Origin of the sequence: Collimonas sp. OK412, from assembly GCF_900112135.1 — a bacterium.
GTDB lineage: Bacteria > Pseudomonadota > Gammaproteobacteria > Burkholderiales > Burkholderiaceae_D > Collimonas > Collimonas rhizosphaerae.
Genome location: NZ_FOLC01000006.1, coordinates 24,376 through 39,216 on the forward strand (window position 1 = coordinate 24,376; position 14,841 = coordinate 39,216).

General features: G+C 60.8%; 14 protein-coding genes. 4 read left to right on the forward strand and 10 right to left on the reverse strand.

Annotated features, from left to right (window positions below; genetic code table 11):
* Positions 1-49 precede the first annotated feature (49 nt).
* The 4 genes from BM062_RS08395 to BM062_RS08410 form a co-directional block, all read right to left on the reverse strand.
* Positions 50-1,519, reverse strand: a complete 1,470-nt coding sequence (locus tag BM062_RS08395; protein WP_092395757.1) for a DNA-3-methyladenine glycosylase 2 family protein — start codon at positions 1,517-1,519, stop codon at positions 50-52.
* Positions 1,520-1,625: 106 nt separating this feature from the next.
* The gene (locus BM062_RS08400) at positions 1,626-1,985 is read right to left on the reverse strand and encodes a hypothetical protein (RefSeq protein WP_092395759.1); all 360 of its coding nucleotides are present in this window, start codon (positions 1,983-1,985) and stop codon (positions 1,626-1,628) included.
* Between the two features lie 107 nt (positions 1,986-2,092).
* Positions 2,093-2,962, reverse strand: coding sequence for a class I SAM-dependent methyltransferase (locus tag BM062_RS08405; RefSeq protein WP_092395761.1), 870 nt, complete (start codon positions 2,960-2,962; stop codon positions 2,093-2,095).
* 104 nt (positions 2,963-3,066) lie between these two features.
* Complete coding sequence (locus tag BM062_RS08410) at positions 3,067-3,696, reverse strand: response regulator (RefSeq protein ID WP_092395763.1); 630 nt, start codon at positions 3,694-3,696, stop codon at positions 3,067-3,069.
* 270 nt (positions 3,697-3,966) lie between these two features.
* Between BM062_RS08410 and BM062_RS08415 the strand changes: the two genes are divergently transcribed.
* On the forward strand, positions 3,967-4,665 hold the full coding sequence (locus tag BM062_RS08415) for a response regulator (RefSeq protein WP_092395765.1): 699 nt from the start codon (positions 3,967-3,969) through the stop codon (positions 4,663-4,665).
* A gap of 6 nt (positions 4,666-4,671) precedes the next feature.
* Here BM062_RS08415 and BM062_RS08420 read toward each other — a convergent pair whose 3' ends face one another.
* Both BM062_RS08420 and BM062_RS08425 read right to left on the reverse strand, forming a co-directional pair.
* Positions 4,672-5,013, reverse strand: a complete 342-nt coding sequence (locus BM062_RS08420; RefSeq protein WP_092395767.1) for an L-rhamnose mutarotase — start codon at positions 5,011-5,013, stop codon at positions 4,672-4,674.
* A gap of 55 nt (positions 5,014-5,068) precedes the next feature.
* Positions 5,069-5,833 carry an SDR family oxidoreductase gene (locus tag BM062_RS08425; protein ID WP_092395769.1) on the reverse strand — a complete coding sequence of 255 codons (765 nt, stop codon included), beginning with the start codon at positions 5,831-5,833 and terminating at the stop codon, positions 5,069-5,071.
* Between the two features lie 219 nt (positions 5,834-6,052).
* On the opposite strand from BM062_RS08425, the gene BM062_RS08430 reads away from it, so the two are divergent.
* On the forward strand, positions 6,053-6,847 hold the full coding sequence (locus BM062_RS08430; protein ID WP_092395771.1) for a FadR/GntR family transcriptional regulator: 795 nt from the start codon (positions 6,053-6,055) through the stop codon (positions 6,845-6,847).
* Between the two features lie 273 nt (positions 6,848-7,120).
* On the opposite strand, the gene BM062_RS08435 is transcribed toward BM062_RS08430, so the two are convergent.
* On the reverse strand, positions 7,121-9,163 hold the full coding sequence (locus BM062_RS08435) for a primosomal protein N' (RefSeq protein WP_092395773.1): 2,043 nt from the start codon (positions 9,161-9,163) through the stop codon (positions 7,121-7,123).
* Between the two features lie 552 nt (positions 9,164-9,715).
* On the opposite strand from BM062_RS08435, the gene BM062_RS24985 reads away from it, so the two are divergent.
* The gene (locus BM062_RS24985; RefSeq protein ID WP_139220013.1) at positions 9,716-9,898 is read left to right on the forward strand and encodes a hypothetical protein; all 183 of its coding nucleotides are present in this window, start codon (positions 9,716-9,718) and stop codon (positions 9,896-9,898) included.
* Positions 9,899-10,002: 104 nt separating this feature from the next.
* On the opposite strand, the gene hemE is transcribed toward BM062_RS24985, so the two are convergent.
* On the reverse strand, positions 10,003-11,082 hold the full coding sequence (hemE, locus tag BM062_RS08440; protein WP_092395775.1) for a uroporphyrinogen decarboxylase: 1,080 nt from the start codon (positions 11,080-11,082) through the stop codon (positions 10,003-10,005).
* 96 nt (positions 11,083-11,178) lie between these two features.
* Positions 11,179-12,093, reverse strand: a complete 915-nt coding sequence (locus BM062_RS08445) for a LysR family transcriptional regulator (RefSeq protein WP_092395777.1) — start codon at positions 12,091-12,093, stop codon at positions 11,179-11,181.
* Between the two features lie 142 nt (positions 12,094-12,235).
* Here BM062_RS08445 and speB point away from each other — a divergent pair, with 142 nt between their 5' ends.
* Positions 12,236-13,189, forward strand: a complete 954-nt coding sequence (speB, locus tag BM062_RS08450; RefSeq protein ID WP_092395779.1) for an agmatinase — start codon at positions 12,236-12,238, stop codon at positions 13,187-13,189.
* A gap of 6 nt (positions 13,190-13,195) precedes the next feature.
* Here the strand turns inward: speB and BM062_RS08455 are convergent, their stop codons facing one another.
* Positions 13,196-14,782, reverse strand: a complete 1,587-nt coding sequence (locus BM062_RS08455; RefSeq protein WP_254785005.1) for a zinc-binding metallopeptidase family protein — start codon at positions 14,780-14,782, stop codon at positions 13,196-13,198.
* Positions 14,783-14,841: the final 59 nt, after the last annotated feature.

Consider the following 14,841-nt stretch of genomic DNA (forward strand, 5'->3'; position numbering starts at 1 on the left):
ACTTACGATAACTCTCGTCAGCGCTTGATTACCTGAAAAATTTTCCCGGTCAGACTAGCGACGACCAAAGATGTTGTGCCGCATAGGCACGCCATGGCCGCCAGGCTTCTGCTCGCGCGGTCAGTTCCTTTACGTTCGGCCGGACGCCCTCATGCAGCGCAACCGCATTCATCAACGCGACATCCGCCGCCGGAAACGCATCGGTCTCGCGCAGATGGCGGAGCGCCATGTAGTGCGCGGTCCAATCGCCTATGCCCGGCAGCACGCGCAATTTCAGCACGGCTTCCTGCAGGCTGGCGCACGTATCCAGCAGCTGCGGGTCGGCCACCAGCGCTGCGGCTATCGCGGACATGGTTGCGGCGCGCGCTTTCGGCATGCCCAGCGGCGCCAGGTCGGCGGCCGCCACCCGCGCCGCTTGCGGGAATACGTGGGTCAATCCGGGCCGGTCCGGGCTGGGATCGCGGAGCGTTTCGCCATGCTGCACTACCAGCTTGCCGGCCAGCCTGATGGCGCCGGCCACGGTGATCTGCTGGCCCAGCACCGCGCGCATCGCCTGTTCGAAACCGTCCCAGCAGCCTGGTACGCGCAGGCCCGGCCGGGCGGCGGTCAGCCTGGCCATCAAGGGATCTGCCGACAGTTGCCGGCTGATGATTTCCGGATCGGCCGCGAGGTCGAACATCCTGCGCAGACGAGCGATGATGGCGGATAACGACGACAGTTGGGGAAAACGGATGGTGGCTTGCAGGGCATGGCCTTCGCCGGGCCGGACGGCAATCGTCCCATGCACGCCGTCGAGGCAGATGCTGCGGTAGTAACAGCCGTCGGCCACCAGTTCCACGCCGGCGATGGCGCGCGCGCTCAGGAATGCCAGCATGGCCGGCCAATCGTAGGGCGGACGATAACGCAGCAGCAGCGTTACCCCGGCCTGCGCCGATTGCTCTGGCCGGCTGCCATGGCGCAATGCGCTTGGCGGGCGCTGGAACAGGTCAAGGAACACTTCGTTGAAACGGCGGATGCTGCCAAAGCCTGCAGCGAAAGCGATTTCGGTGATCGGCATGCGGGTTTCGTGGATCAGCTGCTTGGCCAGCAGCACCCTGCGCGTCTGCGCCACGGCTACCGGCGACGCTCCCAGGTGCTGGGCAAACAGGCGGCGCAATTGCCGCTCGCCGACGCCAAGGCGTTCGACCAGCGCAGCCATCCCGTTGTCATCCAGCGCTCCCATTTCGATCAGCGCCAATGCGCGCGTCACGGTATCGGATACGCCGCTGTTGGCAACCCCGCGCCAGGCGCCGGAATCGGGCGCCGCTTCCGGGCGGCAGCGCAGGCAAGGACGAAAACCCGCTTCCTGCGCGGCGGCGGCAGTGGGAAAGAACAGCACGTTTTCTGATTTGGCGGTACGCGCGGGGCAAATCGGGCGGCAGTAGATGCCGGTGGTTTTGACGCCGATGAAAAATCGTCCGTCAAAGCGCGCGTCGCGGCTGGCCAGCGCCCGGTAGCAGGTGTCGTGATCGAGTTCCATCGGACCATGATCGCGCCAATATTTATCAGTGTCTAGCGGTTTTCGGACATGCACATGATGCGGAAGAGTCGGTTTGCTGCGCCCTGAAAGCACACAGGGCGCGGGTTCACTTGCCGTTCAATGCTGACCACAATCGCGGCCCGCCGTCGCCGTAGCGATCATCGAAGCGCTGCAGCACGGCTTCGCGCACTGAATCCGACAAGCTCGGATATTTGTCGCCCTGCTCGATGGCGGCATATTCTTCGCCGGCCTTCGCACGATCCGAGGGAATATGGAATTTAACGATGAAATCCTGTTCCCACTGCTCCGTAACCTTGAGGACTAATGCTGCGCGCGCAGCGGGGTTGAGGACACTGAACTCGCCGACGCCAGCCGTAATGTGCTGCACGGTTTCTGTCAGCCCTTCCTCCGTCGGCGGGGCCTTGGTGAACTCTTTAACGGCATGTGAACTACTCGTCTTACTCATGTCACTCTCCTCAGGTTAAGTGATGCGATGGTGGACGGCCCGCTTGCGGCAGGCAAATGCTGCAAAATGATTAGGATGGATCTCCGCTTTTAATCAAGTTGCGTCGTTCAGGGCGCGGTGAAAAAACGTTCTTGCATTTCTTCCAGCCCCAGGGTGTGCAGTACTTCTTGCAGGCGCTCGGTCGGCCGCTTGCGCGGCAGGTCTTTGTAGCTGGCAATGATCAGTTCATTTTTCATGGAGTGCTCCCAGCCGACCAGTTCCGTGACGCTGACTTGATAACCATGCGCTTCCAGCTGCAGGCAGCGCAGCACGTTGGTGACCTGGCTGCCGAATTCGCGCGTGTGCAGCGGATGGCGCCAGATTTCGGTCAGCGCTTCTTTCGCCAGCGATTTACCCTTGTTCTTCTTCAGTACGGAAGCCACTTCCGCCTGGCAGCAAGGCACCAGCACCATGAAACGCGCTTGTTTCTTCAAACCAAATTCGATCGCATCGTCAGTCGCGGTATTGCATGCGTGCAATGCTGTGACGACATCGATGCGGCCAGGCAGCAAAACCGATCCTATCGATTCCGCCACCGACAAATTGAGGAAAGACATGCCCGGAAACTCCAGGCGCTGCGCCAGTTCCTGCGACTTCTTGACCAGTTCTTCGCGGGTTTCGATACCGAAAATGTGCGAGTCGTCGGTCAGCGTCTTGAAAAACAGGTCATACAGGATAAATCCCAGGTACGACTTGCCGGCGCCATGGTCGACCAGCTGCACCCCGCCCTGTTCTTGCTGGATCTCCTGCAGCAGCGGCTCAATGAATTGATATAAATGATATACCTGCTTGAGCTTGCGGCGGCTGTCCTGGTTCAATTTGCCGTCGCGCGTCAGGATATGTAACTCTTTGAGCAACTCTATCGACTGGCCGGGGCGGATTTCGTGCTTGGACGCTTGCGGATTGGGGGAATTGGATTCTTGCTTGATACCGTTCATGGAACTTGCTTTCTGTCTGCCAGGCTTGCCGGCTAGTCCACCAAGTATAACGGCTTCGACAGCATGAAGTCTCCAATGCGCCGCGATCCGTCCAAAAAAAACCGTCAGGGCGGCTGCTCTATCTTGCCCATCGTGCAGGAATACCTGCCCAGTTCGATGTCGTTGCGCAGGCCCATTTTTCTCATCGCCGACGCTTTTTGCAAACCCACGGTCTTGACGCTCTTGTTAAGCCGGTCGGCGATTTCCCGCAGGCTGTTGCCGACCACGTACATCTTCAGCACTTCCGTTTCGCGCCTGGTCGGCAGCCTGCCGTTAGGACCTTTTTTCAGCATCCGCAGCGCTGACTTGGCGATATACGGCGCCGCGGGCGAACCTTCCTGCAAGGCGCGGCCGAGCTCGCTTATCTCGTCGCTTTTGTGCACCAGCCCTTTCACGCCGCAATGGACGATCTGGTACAGCACCGCCGGTATGTCGATCATCGTCAGCACGATCAGCTCCAGGGACGGGTAATCGTGCTTCAGCTGGCAGAACAACGCGCAGCCGCAGCCGATGCGATTCATCGGCAATGAAAATTCCGTGACCAGCAGGTCGCATGGCGTATCTCGCAATCGCTCCGACAGTTCTGCCGTCGAAGAGACCGCCGCCACTACGGTAAAGCCCGGCATCTGCTCGATATATTGGCGTGTCCCGGAAATGATGGCCGGCTGGTCGTCGGCCAGGATGATCCTGATCATGAAATTGTCTCTCCACGGCTGGTGAATGATGTCTACCTTGGCGTCCGCCTTGGTGTCCTCTTTATAGGTTTCTACTTATCGTTATTGAATAGGAAGTATCAGGTTTACATATTATTAAATATATAAGTAAATTTCGTAATTTCGTAGTCTAATAAACAAGGTAACAATGGAATAACTAAAATCGATCTCGCTGCAAACCGCGCTGGCGCGTTTTGAGATTCTTCCGGGCCGGCTCCGATCCTGTCTGTTATTTTCTGTGGAGTAATCATTGTGAAGATTGTTCTGGCGGACGATCACCCCGTATTTACCGCAGGGGTGCGCAATTACCTCAACCATGTGCCGGATTGCCGCGTCGTGGCCAGCGTGACCAGTTCGGATGCGCTGGTCAGATGCCTGGAATCGACGCCTTGCGACCTGGTCATCACCGAATTTTCGATGCCGATGGTGCGCGTCAGCGACGGTTTGCACCTGCTGTCCTATATCAGGCGCCATCATCCGCAAACCTGGCTGGTGGTGCTGACCATGAATGCGTTTCCGCTGGTGCTGTACCAGATCGTCAATAGCGGCGCGAACGGCTTGCTGCACAAAAGCGATGAAATCCCCGAACTCGGCAAGACCATCCGCCACCTGGGCAACGGCTCGCCTTATGTAGGGCCGTCTTTCCAGGCCTTGTTGCAGAACGGTATCAACGGCCAGGCCAAAAGCCGCATTCCGAGCCCACGCGAAACGGAAGTGCTGCGCCTGTATGTGGCGGGCAACAGCTTGCGCGATATTGCCCAGCGCCTGAGCAAGAGCGTGAAAACGGTCAGCTTGCAAAAAGCGTCGGCGATGAAGAAACTGGGCCTGGACAGCGACATCGCACTGGGCCGCTACTGCGCCGCGGTGAGCGGCGATATCGTCCAGCCGCCGGGGTGCGGCGACTGGTTTCAGACGGATAACGAGGACAGCGATGAGGGTGAAGGAAGCTGACGCGGTTCAGGGCTGCAGCCTGAGGTCAAAAATCTGCGTCATCGCCACCCATTTTTCTCCGGCAGGGGTCCACGGGGTGGCGGCCTGGAATTCCCACATCAGGGTTTCCCATTGCTGCACCTTGGGATTGCTGCGCGCGGCTTCGGCCATACGCTCCGGGCTGTAAACCGCGTCGTCGGTTTCCATCAGCATCACCAGGCGCGTGCCAAGGCGATAGATTTCCATGCCGAGCACGCCATGCAACCGCAGATGGACCGCGATCTCGGGCCAGATGTGGTGGTGCAACTCCTCATAGCGGCCGATCAGGCCAGGATCGTCCTTCAGGTCCAGCGCCAGGCAGTAACGCATATTGTCGAAGCTCGCTAACTAGATAGAGTGTAGGGTGGCTGCGCGGGCGCGCAGGTCAGTTGGACCAGCCGCCGTCGATCACATGGATCGCGCCGGTGGTAAACGCCGATTCATCCGAAGCCAGGTACAGCGCCAGCGCGGCGATTTCTTCGGCCTTGCCCACCCGTCCCATCGGCTGGCGGGCGACAAACGCGGCTTCGATCTGTGCGATATCGACGTCTTGCTGGCGCGCCTGTTCGGCAATCCGCTGCCGCAGCGACGGTGACTCGACCGTGCCGGGACAAATCGCATTGCAGCGGATGCCCTTGGCGACAAAATCCGCCGCAACCGCCTTGGTCAGGCCGATTACTGCCGCCTTGGTGGCGCCGTAGACGAAACGGTTGGGCACGCCTTTGACGCTGGAGGCCGCCGACGCCATGTTGATGATGGAGCCGCCGCCCCTGGCCAGCATGCCTGGCAGCAGCGCGCGGATCAGGCGGTACATGGAAGAGACGTTGAGATCCCATGAGAAATCCCAATCCTGTTCGCTGCAATCAAGGATGCTGCCGTGATGGACAAAACCGGCGCAATTGAACAGCACGTCGAAACTTTGCTCTGCTTGCGCCAGCGCCGTCACCGCGGCGGCGTCGGTGACATCGAGCTGCACCGTCCGCAGCGGATGGCCGGCGGCGCTTGCGGCACTGGCGGTTTCCGCCAAAGAACCGGGGTTGATATCGGCCGCCAGCACCTGCGCTCCTTCGCGTGCAAACATCAGGGCGCTGGCGCGGCCGATGCCCTGCCCGGCCGCAGTCACCAAAATGCGTTTTCCTTGCAATCTCATACGGCTGCCTCCGATTTTCTGGATTTACTCGGGTTAATATTTTATACTGAAAAGGTTCATTGGCTGGACCAATACTAGCACAGCGGAAATTCAGCGAGCAACCGGACCGGCAACCCGCTGCCGTCATTTATTGACGACCGGACAGGCGCCGACGCCATTTGCCTAGGTTCACAGCAATCGCGCCGTGGCACAATATGAAAAATCTCTTTCCTTACTGCCATGCCCATACAAGTTATACATAACCGCCGCCTGTACCAGCAAATCGCCGACCAGCTGCGCGACATGATCGACCGCGGCGAATACGGTCCCGGCGACAACCTGCCGCCCGAACGCGAACTGGCCAAGCAGTTCGGCGTCAGCCGCACTTCGGTGCGCGAAGCCCTGATCGCACTGGAAGTGATCGGCATCGTCAGCGTCCGCGTCGGCAATGGCGTGATGGTGTTGCCGCGCAATGAAGACGAAGCAGCGCGCAACAACGGCAACCAGGCGCCGGCCCTGCAGCAGGCAGCGCACCGCAGCGGCTGGGAAATCGATCCGGAGCTGGACCTGGAAATCAACCTGGGACTGGATGATGAAATCCCGCCGTTCAAGCTGCTGCAGGCGCGGCGCCTGGTGGAACCCGAGACGGCGGCGCTGGCCGCGGTCAACGCCAGCGATGAACAGCTGCGCAATATCGCCGAGGCGTATGCACGCAATGTCGAGGATAACCGCAGCGGCTCGCATACCCATCCCGGCGACCGCCTGTTCCATATCCGCATCGCCGAAGCCAGCGGCAACCCGGCTTACCTGCTGCTGGTCAGCCACTTGCTGGGACGCAAATACGGCATGATGTTCCAGCGCCTGCAAACGCTGTACAGCTCGAAAGACATGCCGAACCGTTCGGAACATGAACACCAGCTCATCCTGGAAGCGCTGCAGGCGCGCGATGCAGTGGCGGCGCGGCGCGCCATGCGGGCGCACATGGATTCCGTGGTGCGGATCTTTTCCCGCTCGGTGCCCGAGCAAAGACACTAGGGCCTGTCCCCATTTGATTTGGGAGTGCGAACGCGCGGCAGGCGTTGCAGGCCTAGGCGCGACGACGCGACGTAGCGGTGCTACGGCAAGGAGAAGCAACAACGGCATGCGACGCCTGCAGCCGTTCCCGAAGGGTTCAAACCAAAACGTGCGCTGGCCGCGTTGCATGGCTTGCAGGGGCGACCTGCCCCTGCTACGCCACGCGCCTTGCCACCACACGTTTTGGTTTGAACGCATCTCCCAAATCAAATGGGGACAGGCCCTAGGGCCGGGTCAGATATCCACCGGATCCACTTCCAGCGACCATTTGGCGCGCGTCCTGATCTGCCGCAGCTGAGCCATCCAGTCCGTCAGGAAAGCCTGCAGGCCGGGACGCGACGGGCACTCGATCAGCAATTGCGCGCGGTCGACGTTGGCGACCCGGGTCATGGTCATCGGAATCGGATCATGCATGGTGATGCCGCCGTGCTCGATGCAATTGGCCGCCTGCTGCAAGAACTCGATCGCGGTTTCCAGCTCCTTCGCCTCGGCCCTTAGCAACGCTTGATAAATATAAGGCGGCAAGCAGGCTTGCGCACGCTCCTCCAGCAGTGAAGTGGCGAAGCGATCGTAATCGTGGGCGATCACCGCCGCGTACAGGGGATGCTGTGGATAACGCGTCTGGATCAGCACCTCGCTGGCGCTGCCGCCCTCTTTCTGCGCCGCGCGGCCGGCGCGCCCCGCCACCTGCATCAGTTGCGCAAACAGGCGCTCGCTGGCGCGATAGTCGTGGGAAAACAGCGCCGTGTCGGGATTCAGGATGCCGACCAGGGTCAGGTTCTTGAAATCATGCCCCTTGGCGACCATCTGGGTGCCGATCAGGATATCCACTTCGCCCCGGTGCACGCTGTCGAAAGCAGCCTGCGCGCTGCCTTTGCGGCGCGTCGAGTCGGCATCGATGCGCAGCACCCGCGCTTCCGGGAACATCGCTTGCAGTCCCTCTTCCAGCCGTTGCGTGCCGCGCCCCAGCGGCTGCAGGTCGACATTGCCGCAGGTCGGACAGGATTTCGGGATCCTCAGCTCCAGGCTGCAATGATGGCAACGCAGGCGGTGCTCGGGTTTATGCAGCACCATGAAAGAGGTGCAGCGGGTACAGTTGCTGACCCAGCCGCAGGCGTCGCAGGCAATTACCGGGGCGTAGCCGCGCCGGTTCAGGAACAGCAGCGACTGTTCGCCGCGCTCCAGCCTTTGCTTGAGGGCGCTGACCAGGGTCGAGGTCAGTCCTTCGCTGGGTTTGTCGCGCTCCATGTCGATCCGGCGCACCAGCGGCAACACCGCATCCTTGACCGCGCGCTCGCGCAGTTCCAGCTTCCGGTAGCGTCCCGATTGCGTGTGGTGCCAGGTTTCCAGCGACGGCGTGGCCGAGCCCAGCACGATCGGGATCCCCAGCTGGTGGGCGCGCCACACGGCCAGGTCGCGCGCCGAATAACGCAAGCCCTCTTGCTGTTTGTAGGATGGATCGTGCTCTTCGTCGATGACGATCAGCTTCAGGTGCGGCAGGGAAGCCAGCACCGCCAGCCGGGTGCCGAGGATGATCCGCGCTTGCCCCAGGTGCGCCGCCAGCCAATGGCGCATGCGCTCGCCTTCCGCCAGGCCGCTGTGCAGGGTCGCCACCATCACGCCGGGGAAACGGGCGCGGATGTTCCCCTCCAGCTGCGGCGTCAAATTAATTTCCGGCACTAGGATCAGGATCTGCGACGGGTTGTCGGCGCCGCCTTCGTTGTGCGCCAGGATCTGCGCCGCGGCCTGCAGGTAGACTTCGGTCTTGCCGCTGCCGGTGACGCCGTACAGCAGCGTCGGCGCAAAACCGCTGGCGCCGGCAATCGCGTCGGCAGCCTGCTGCTGCGCCGGATTCAGCTGCGCCACGTCGATCGGCGTGGCGTCGTGCGCGGCGCCGCTTTGCTGCAACTTCTTCAAGCCGCGGTCCAGCGCCACGGTGGTCAACGCACGCAGGTTTTTCGGCAGGCCGGGCAGCGCCACTTCGCCCAGCGGCCGCTGATAATAATCGGCGGCAAAACGGCACAAGGCCAGCCATTGGGGCGACAGCGGCGGCAGCTGGTGGCGCACCGCTTGCACGTTTTTCAATTTTTCGGCGGGAACGTCGCTCTCGGCGCTGGTGCCGACGATCATGCCGACCACTTCCCGCCGGCCGAACGAAAGCTGGACCAGCTGCCCGATTTGCGGCGTAGGCTCGCTGTCGTCGCTGGCCTGCCAGCGATAGTCGAAACTGCTATCCAAGGGAGTATCGAGGACGATTTGGAGAATGCTTTGTTTCACGAACTTAATGTAATTCCCGAGGAAATAAGCTAACTATCGGTTTCATAAGTGCTTTTAAAAATATCCACAAGATCTGTGGATAACTTTGTGGACAAGGTTGCGTAAACAACCTGAAAGCGCCTGTTTACGGCATGTTCAGGCTCTTGCCCAAACCAGTATCAATAAAAATACTATTTACAATCAAAGACTTAAATTGATCATTCCAGAAAGCAAAAAAATTTCCGTCCTTAAAAAAAATCCTTGCGGAAACAAAATTATGTGCATAACTAAATTCGAGACGCCCCAAAACAAAGCATAAAAAGGTAACAACCGGGAAATGGCAAGGTAACAATCCTGGCTACATTCAAATCCATCCCAATGCACCACCATGTCACTTTTTGAGGCAGCATCGCCTAGTTTCGCACCGGAAAAATTAGCCCGGTGTCAACTGAGGGAAATCGAGGGTAAACCCTAATTTCTAAGATTCCACTTAATGTAAAACATGAGGAAGTGCCCTAAGCATCGGTTTCATAAGCGCTTTTCAAATTATCCACAATGTCTGTGGATAACTTTGTGGGTAACCTGCTCTTGACAGGCTGCAGCCTCATATTTGATGCGGGTTTCAATAAATTGCCTAAACTAAAAGCAGAAAATAAACCCTTTAAAATCAAATGCTTACAAAACAGACCCAAGTGCAAAATAAAAAATATAGATATAAATAATTTCCGTGGTGCAGCAGATTTATTTTGTGCATAACTATCGCGCGCCAATCTCCGGATTGCTTACGAATGTGTTATGCATGGCGTTGTGTAACAGCGTGCTTCAGCAGGTAGCAGCCGTTACATGGCGCCGGCAAGCTTCTATCCGCGCAATTTACGGCTGATTTCGTGGACCGCGTCCACCATGACGGCAACCGATTCCGGCGGCGTGAATTGCGAAATGCCGTGACCCAGGTTGAACACGTGGCCGCTGCCGGCTTGCGGTGCGCCAAAGGAATTCAGCAGGCGCTCGACTTCGCTGCGGATCTGTTCCGGATTGGCAAACAGCACTGCCGGATCGAGATTGCCCTGCAAGGCAACGCGCTGGCCGATGCGGGCCCGCGCCTCGGCCAGGTTGACGGTCCAGTCGAGGCCGACGGCATCGGCGCCGATATCGGCAATCTGTTCCAGCCACAGGCCGCCGCCCTTGGTAAATACGATCGCCGGAATCGGCACGCCGTCCTTTTCGCGCTGCAGCTGGGACACCACCTGGCGCATGTAATTCAGCGAAAACTCCTGGTAAGCACCGTCCGCCAGCGCCCCGCCCCAGGAATCGAAAATCATCACGGCCTGGGCGCCGGCGTCGATTTGCGCATTCAGATAGGCCGCTACCGCCGCCGCATTGGTGCTCAGCACGTGGTGCATCAGGTCAGGGCGGTTGTACAGCATGGTCTTGACGGTATGGAATTCGCGCGAACCCTCGCCCTCGACCATGTAGCAAGCCAGGGTCCACGGGCTGCCGGCAAAACCGATCAGCGGCACCCGGCCGTTGAGTTCCGTGCGGATTTGCGTAACCGCCTTGAACACATAATCCAGCTTGCCCAAGTCAGGGCTTTGCAGCGCCATCACGTCCTTTTCATCGCGCAATGGGCGATAGAACTTAGGGCCTTCGCCGTCGGCGAAATACAGGCCCAGGCCCATGGCGTCCGGCACCGTGAGGATGTCGGAGAACAGGATCGCGGCGTCCAGCGGGAAACGGTCGAGCGGCTGCAGCGTGACTTCGGTAGCGTAGTCGGGATTGGTCGCCAGTCCCATGAAGGATCCGGCGCGGCTGCGGGTTTTACGGTACTCCGGCAGGTAGCGGCCAGCCTGGCGCATCAGCCACAGGGGCGTGTAGTCGGTTGGCTGGCGCAGCAGCGCGCGCAGGAAAGTATCGTTCTTGAGCGGAGCGAATTGTGACATAAGAGGCGATCTGGATGCGTGTGATAACGCCTCATTATCTCACCCAAACCGGCGGCCGCGACAGCGGTTCCTCGCATGCCATGCATATGTCTGCGATTACCCCGGTTGCCGGTGCACCGCCACCATGTCATCCAGGAACGCTTGCAGCACTTCGCCGCGGCTCGATTGGCGGCGCACGACCATGTGCAAGGTGACCTCATAGGACAGCAGCGCCGGATTGAGCGCCGCCAGCAATCCTTGCTCTACCAAAGGCGCGGCGAAGTGCCGGGGCAGGAAACCGAGATGCTGTCCCGACAGGATCAGGACCGCGACCGCTTCCATGTTGTCGGCCAGCGCCGTCACGCGCGCCGGCGAAAATACGCCGCCCGGGCCGTCGGCCTCTGGCAGCGGATAGCTGCGCCAGACCCAGTCGTGCTGCGCCAATGCCGCGGTCGTCAGTTTTCCGGCCTGCTTGAACAACGGATGCGCGGCGGCGCAGTACGCCACCTGGTGTTCCGTATACAACGGCAGGTATTCCAGGCTCGGCAGACGATGCCAGAAATAGCCGATGCCGAGGTCGAGGCGGCCGTTGGTCACCTCTTCTTCCAGCTGGCCGGGAGCCAGCACCGCCAGCGACAGCATAACCGCCTCATCCCGCGCGCGAAAGCGGGCGATGGCCTGGCCCAGGCGCGCGTTGGCGCTCATGGCGGCGTGGCCGATCAAACCCAGGTGCAGCTGCCCGGCCAGCTTGCGGCCGATCTGGCGCGCATCGAGGCAAAAGTGGTCGATGTTTTCCAGCAGCCGGCGGCTGGACTGGGCGAACTGCTCGCCGCGCGGCGTCAGCCGGAATCCGGCCCGGCCGCGCTCGCACAAACGGAACCCGAGCCGGGTTTCCAGCGTCGCCAGCTGGGTGCTGATGGTGGACTGGCTGACGTTCAGGGCGGTCTGCGCGGCGGAAATGCCGCCGGCGTCAAGCACCGACAGGAATACACGGATAAGGCGCAGGTCGAGGTCGGATAGCTGATTGAGCATGCCAGGTCGGAAATAAGGAGGTCAGGTCGATCATACATCTATCCTGATCAATGTAAATATTCGATTACACGCATTTTTATTAATGTTATTTGCGGCTAGAGTGGCTGGTATTCAATCCCCCCATTCCTTCCCGGAGACGACCATGTCGGAAACCCCTCTCTATCAACCGCTAGGCGGCAACGACATGCCGCGTTTCGGCGGCATCGCCACCATGATGCGTTTGCCGCACGTCGCCAGCAGTGCGGAACTGGACGCCTGTTTTGTCGGCGTACCGTTCGACCTCGGCACCTCGAACCGCTCCGGCACCCGCTTCGGCCCGCGCCAGATCCGTACCGAATCGGTGCTGCTGCGGCCTTACAACATGGCGACCCGCGCTGCGCCTTTCGATGCGCTGCGCATCGCCGACCTGGGCGACGTCGCGATCAATCCCTACAATCTGCTGGATTCGATCAGGCTGATCGAGACCGCCTACGACAGCATCGTCGCCTCCGGCTGCCGTCCGATCTCGCTGGGCGGCGACCACACCATCGCGCTGCCGATCCTGCGCGCGCTGCACCGCAAATACGGCAAGATCGGCCTGATCCACGTCGACGCCCATGCCGACGTCAACGACACCATGTTCGGAGAAAAGATCGCGCACGGCACGCCGTTCCGGCGCGCGGTGGAAGAAGGCTTGCTGGATTGCCGGCGCGTGGTGCAGATAGGCTTGCGCGGCACCGGCTACACCGCGGAAGATTTCGACTGGTGCCGCGACCAGGGTTTCAAGGTGGTGCAGGTGGAAGAATGCTGGAACAAATCGCTGGCGCCGCTGATGGAAGAAGTGCGGGCCCGCGTGGCCGGCGGCCCGGTCTACCTGAGTTTTGACATCGATGGCATCGACCCGGCCTATGCGCCCGGCACCGGCACCCCGGAAATCGCCGGCCTGAGCGTGCCGCAGGCGCTGGAAATCATCCGCGGCGCCTGGGGCCTGGACATCGTCGGCGCCGACCTGGTCGAGGTGTCGCCGCCTTACGATCCGGTTGGCACCACTGCCCTGCTGGGCGCCAACCTGGCGTATGAAATGCTGTGCGTGCTGCCAGGCGTGCCGCGCCGCTAGCCGCGCTTATTCATCGTCGCGCCACGGAATGGTCCACTCTTCGCCGCGCACCGTCGTGATGTATTCCGGCCAGCGGTACTGGTGCGGCACCTTGAAATCCTTCGGCAGCAGCGGCGCCTGCCAGTTGCTGCCGCCGATGCCGCCGCCGGTGCGTTCCTTGAATTCATCGCCGGCGGCCTGCAACAGCACCGGGTTGCTGAACAGATCGACCAGGGTTGCCGCGATGGTCTTGGCGGCGGACTGGATCATCGGATCGATGGTGGCGGGAATTCCGCCGAGCGCGTTGGCTACCCAGTCCGGGTATACAAAGCCGCGCGGCGCCGCCAGCATCGGCCGCGCCACATACAGCCGTACGGTCGGGCAATGCCAGGTGTAGTCAGTGTAATCGTCCGAGGTCAGGTATTTTTGCCAGGCCGGCATCTGCTTGCGCAATTCGCGCTCGCAGTCTTCGGGGTCGATCAATTCTTCGGTGACCGCCAGGAACGGTTTTTCCATCGGTTCGTGGCCGAGGTTGCGCTGGATTTCCTGCGCGATGCGAATCGCTTCGCCGTCCCACCTCGGCGGCCCGGCCAGCACCATGTTGTCGTAGGTGGCGCGCGCCATCACGTGGTTCGGCAAGCCGCCGCGCGATTTGCTGACCCAGGTTTTCTTCCATTCGCAGAAGGTTGCCTTGGCGGCAGCTTCGGCATTGTTGTCCATTACCTGGCTGATGATCTCGGCCTGTTCGACAGAGTCGGTGCGCAGCATGAAATTGATTTGCGACACATGCGGCGTCAGGTTATCGGCGGTGGCCTGGCCGGCGCACAGGATCGCTTCGTTGAAACTCCACAGGCCGGTGGCCGGCAGCATCGAGCGGCGCAGGCTCTCGTTGAGGTTGTAGAACAGCACCAGCGCATCGCTGGCGCCGGGAGCGCGCGCGGCCAGGTGGTTTTGCGGGATCGGGCTGAACTTGTCGGCGGCGATCCAGTTTTCCGGCGCGTCGCAGGTGAAGGTGTAGATATAGTTGTAGCCGACGCCGCAGTGGGCGTCCCAGACCGTGGTATTGCAGAGCGGCAGCATGTAAGTCGGATGGAAACTCACCGCCGCGTCGAGCGTGTCGTAATAACCCTTGGCGGCGTGGATGGGTTTCGATGCGCGCAATTTTTCGGCCGGCTCGCCAAACACCTTGAGCGTGCCCTGGATGCCGGATTTCAGCATGGCGTCCCGCGCCGCCAGCGCGCCGCCGAGCGCGCTGATGCCCAGCGCCGAATGCGGATCGGTATGGCCCGGCGCGTATTTGGACAAACCCGCGCGCGGCTCCTTCCTGGTCGACGCCGCCTGGCAGTTGCCGGGCACCGCATCGTACTCGGCATAGGTGGCGATGGTGGGACCGGCGCCGTTCTTGAAAGTGGCGACAAACGCGGTCGGCATGCCGCCGCTGCCGGTTTCGACCTCGAACCCGTATTCGCGCAATTTGGCGACATACCAGGCGCTCGACTTGTATTCGCGGAAAGCCGGTTCGGCGTAGTGCCAGATGGTCTGGTGCCAGTCCGACAGCTGGCGGGCATTGCCGTCCACCCAGTCCAGCGCGTTTTGTTTTGCTTCGGTAATCATGCCCGTCTCCTGAGTAGTTGCATGGCTGCCGATGCATACTAATCACGATATACGCCATG

Coding starts and splice junctions, on each gene's coding strand:
- BM062_RS08395 (WP_092395757.1), bottom strand. CDS start 1,519: ATGGAACTCGATCACGACACCTGCTACCGGGCGCTGGCCAGCCGCGAC.
- BM062_RS08400 (WP_092395759.1), bottom strand. CDS start 1,985: ATGAGTAAGACGAGTAGTTCACATGCCGTTAAAGAGTTCACCAAGGCC.
- BM062_RS08405 (WP_092395761.1), bottom strand. CDS start 2,962: ATGAACGGTATCAAGCAAGAATCCAATTCCCCCAATCCGCAAGCGTCC.
- BM062_RS08410 (WP_092395763.1), bottom strand. CDS start 3,696: ATGATCAGGATCATCCTGGCCGACGACCAGCCGGCCATCATTTCCGGG.
- BM062_RS08420 (WP_092395767.1), bottom strand. CDS start 5,013: ATGCGTTACTGCCTGGCGCTGGACCTGAAGGACGATCCTGGCCTGATC.
- BM062_RS08425 (WP_092395769.1), bottom strand. CDS start 5,833: ATGAGATTGCAAGGAAAACGCATTTTGGTGACTGCGGCCGGGCAGGGC.
- BM062_RS08430 (WP_092395771.1), top strand. CDS start 6,053: ATGCCCATACAAGTTATACATAACCGCCGCCTGTACCAGCAAATCGCC.
- hemE (WP_092395775.1), bottom strand. CDS start 11,082: ATGTCACAATTCGCTCCGCTCAAGAACGATACTTTCCTGCGCGCGCTG.
- BM062_RS08445 (WP_092395777.1), bottom strand. CDS start 12,093: ATGCTCAATCAGCTATCCGACCTCGACCTGCGCCTTATCCGTGTATTC.
- speB (WP_092395779.1), top strand. CDS start 12,236: ATGTCGGAAACCCCTCTCTATCAACCGCTAGGCGGCAACGACATGCCG.
- BM062_RS08455 (WP_254785005.1), bottom strand. CDS start 14,782: ATGATTACCGAAGCAAAACAAAACGCGCTGGACTGGGTGGACGGCAAT.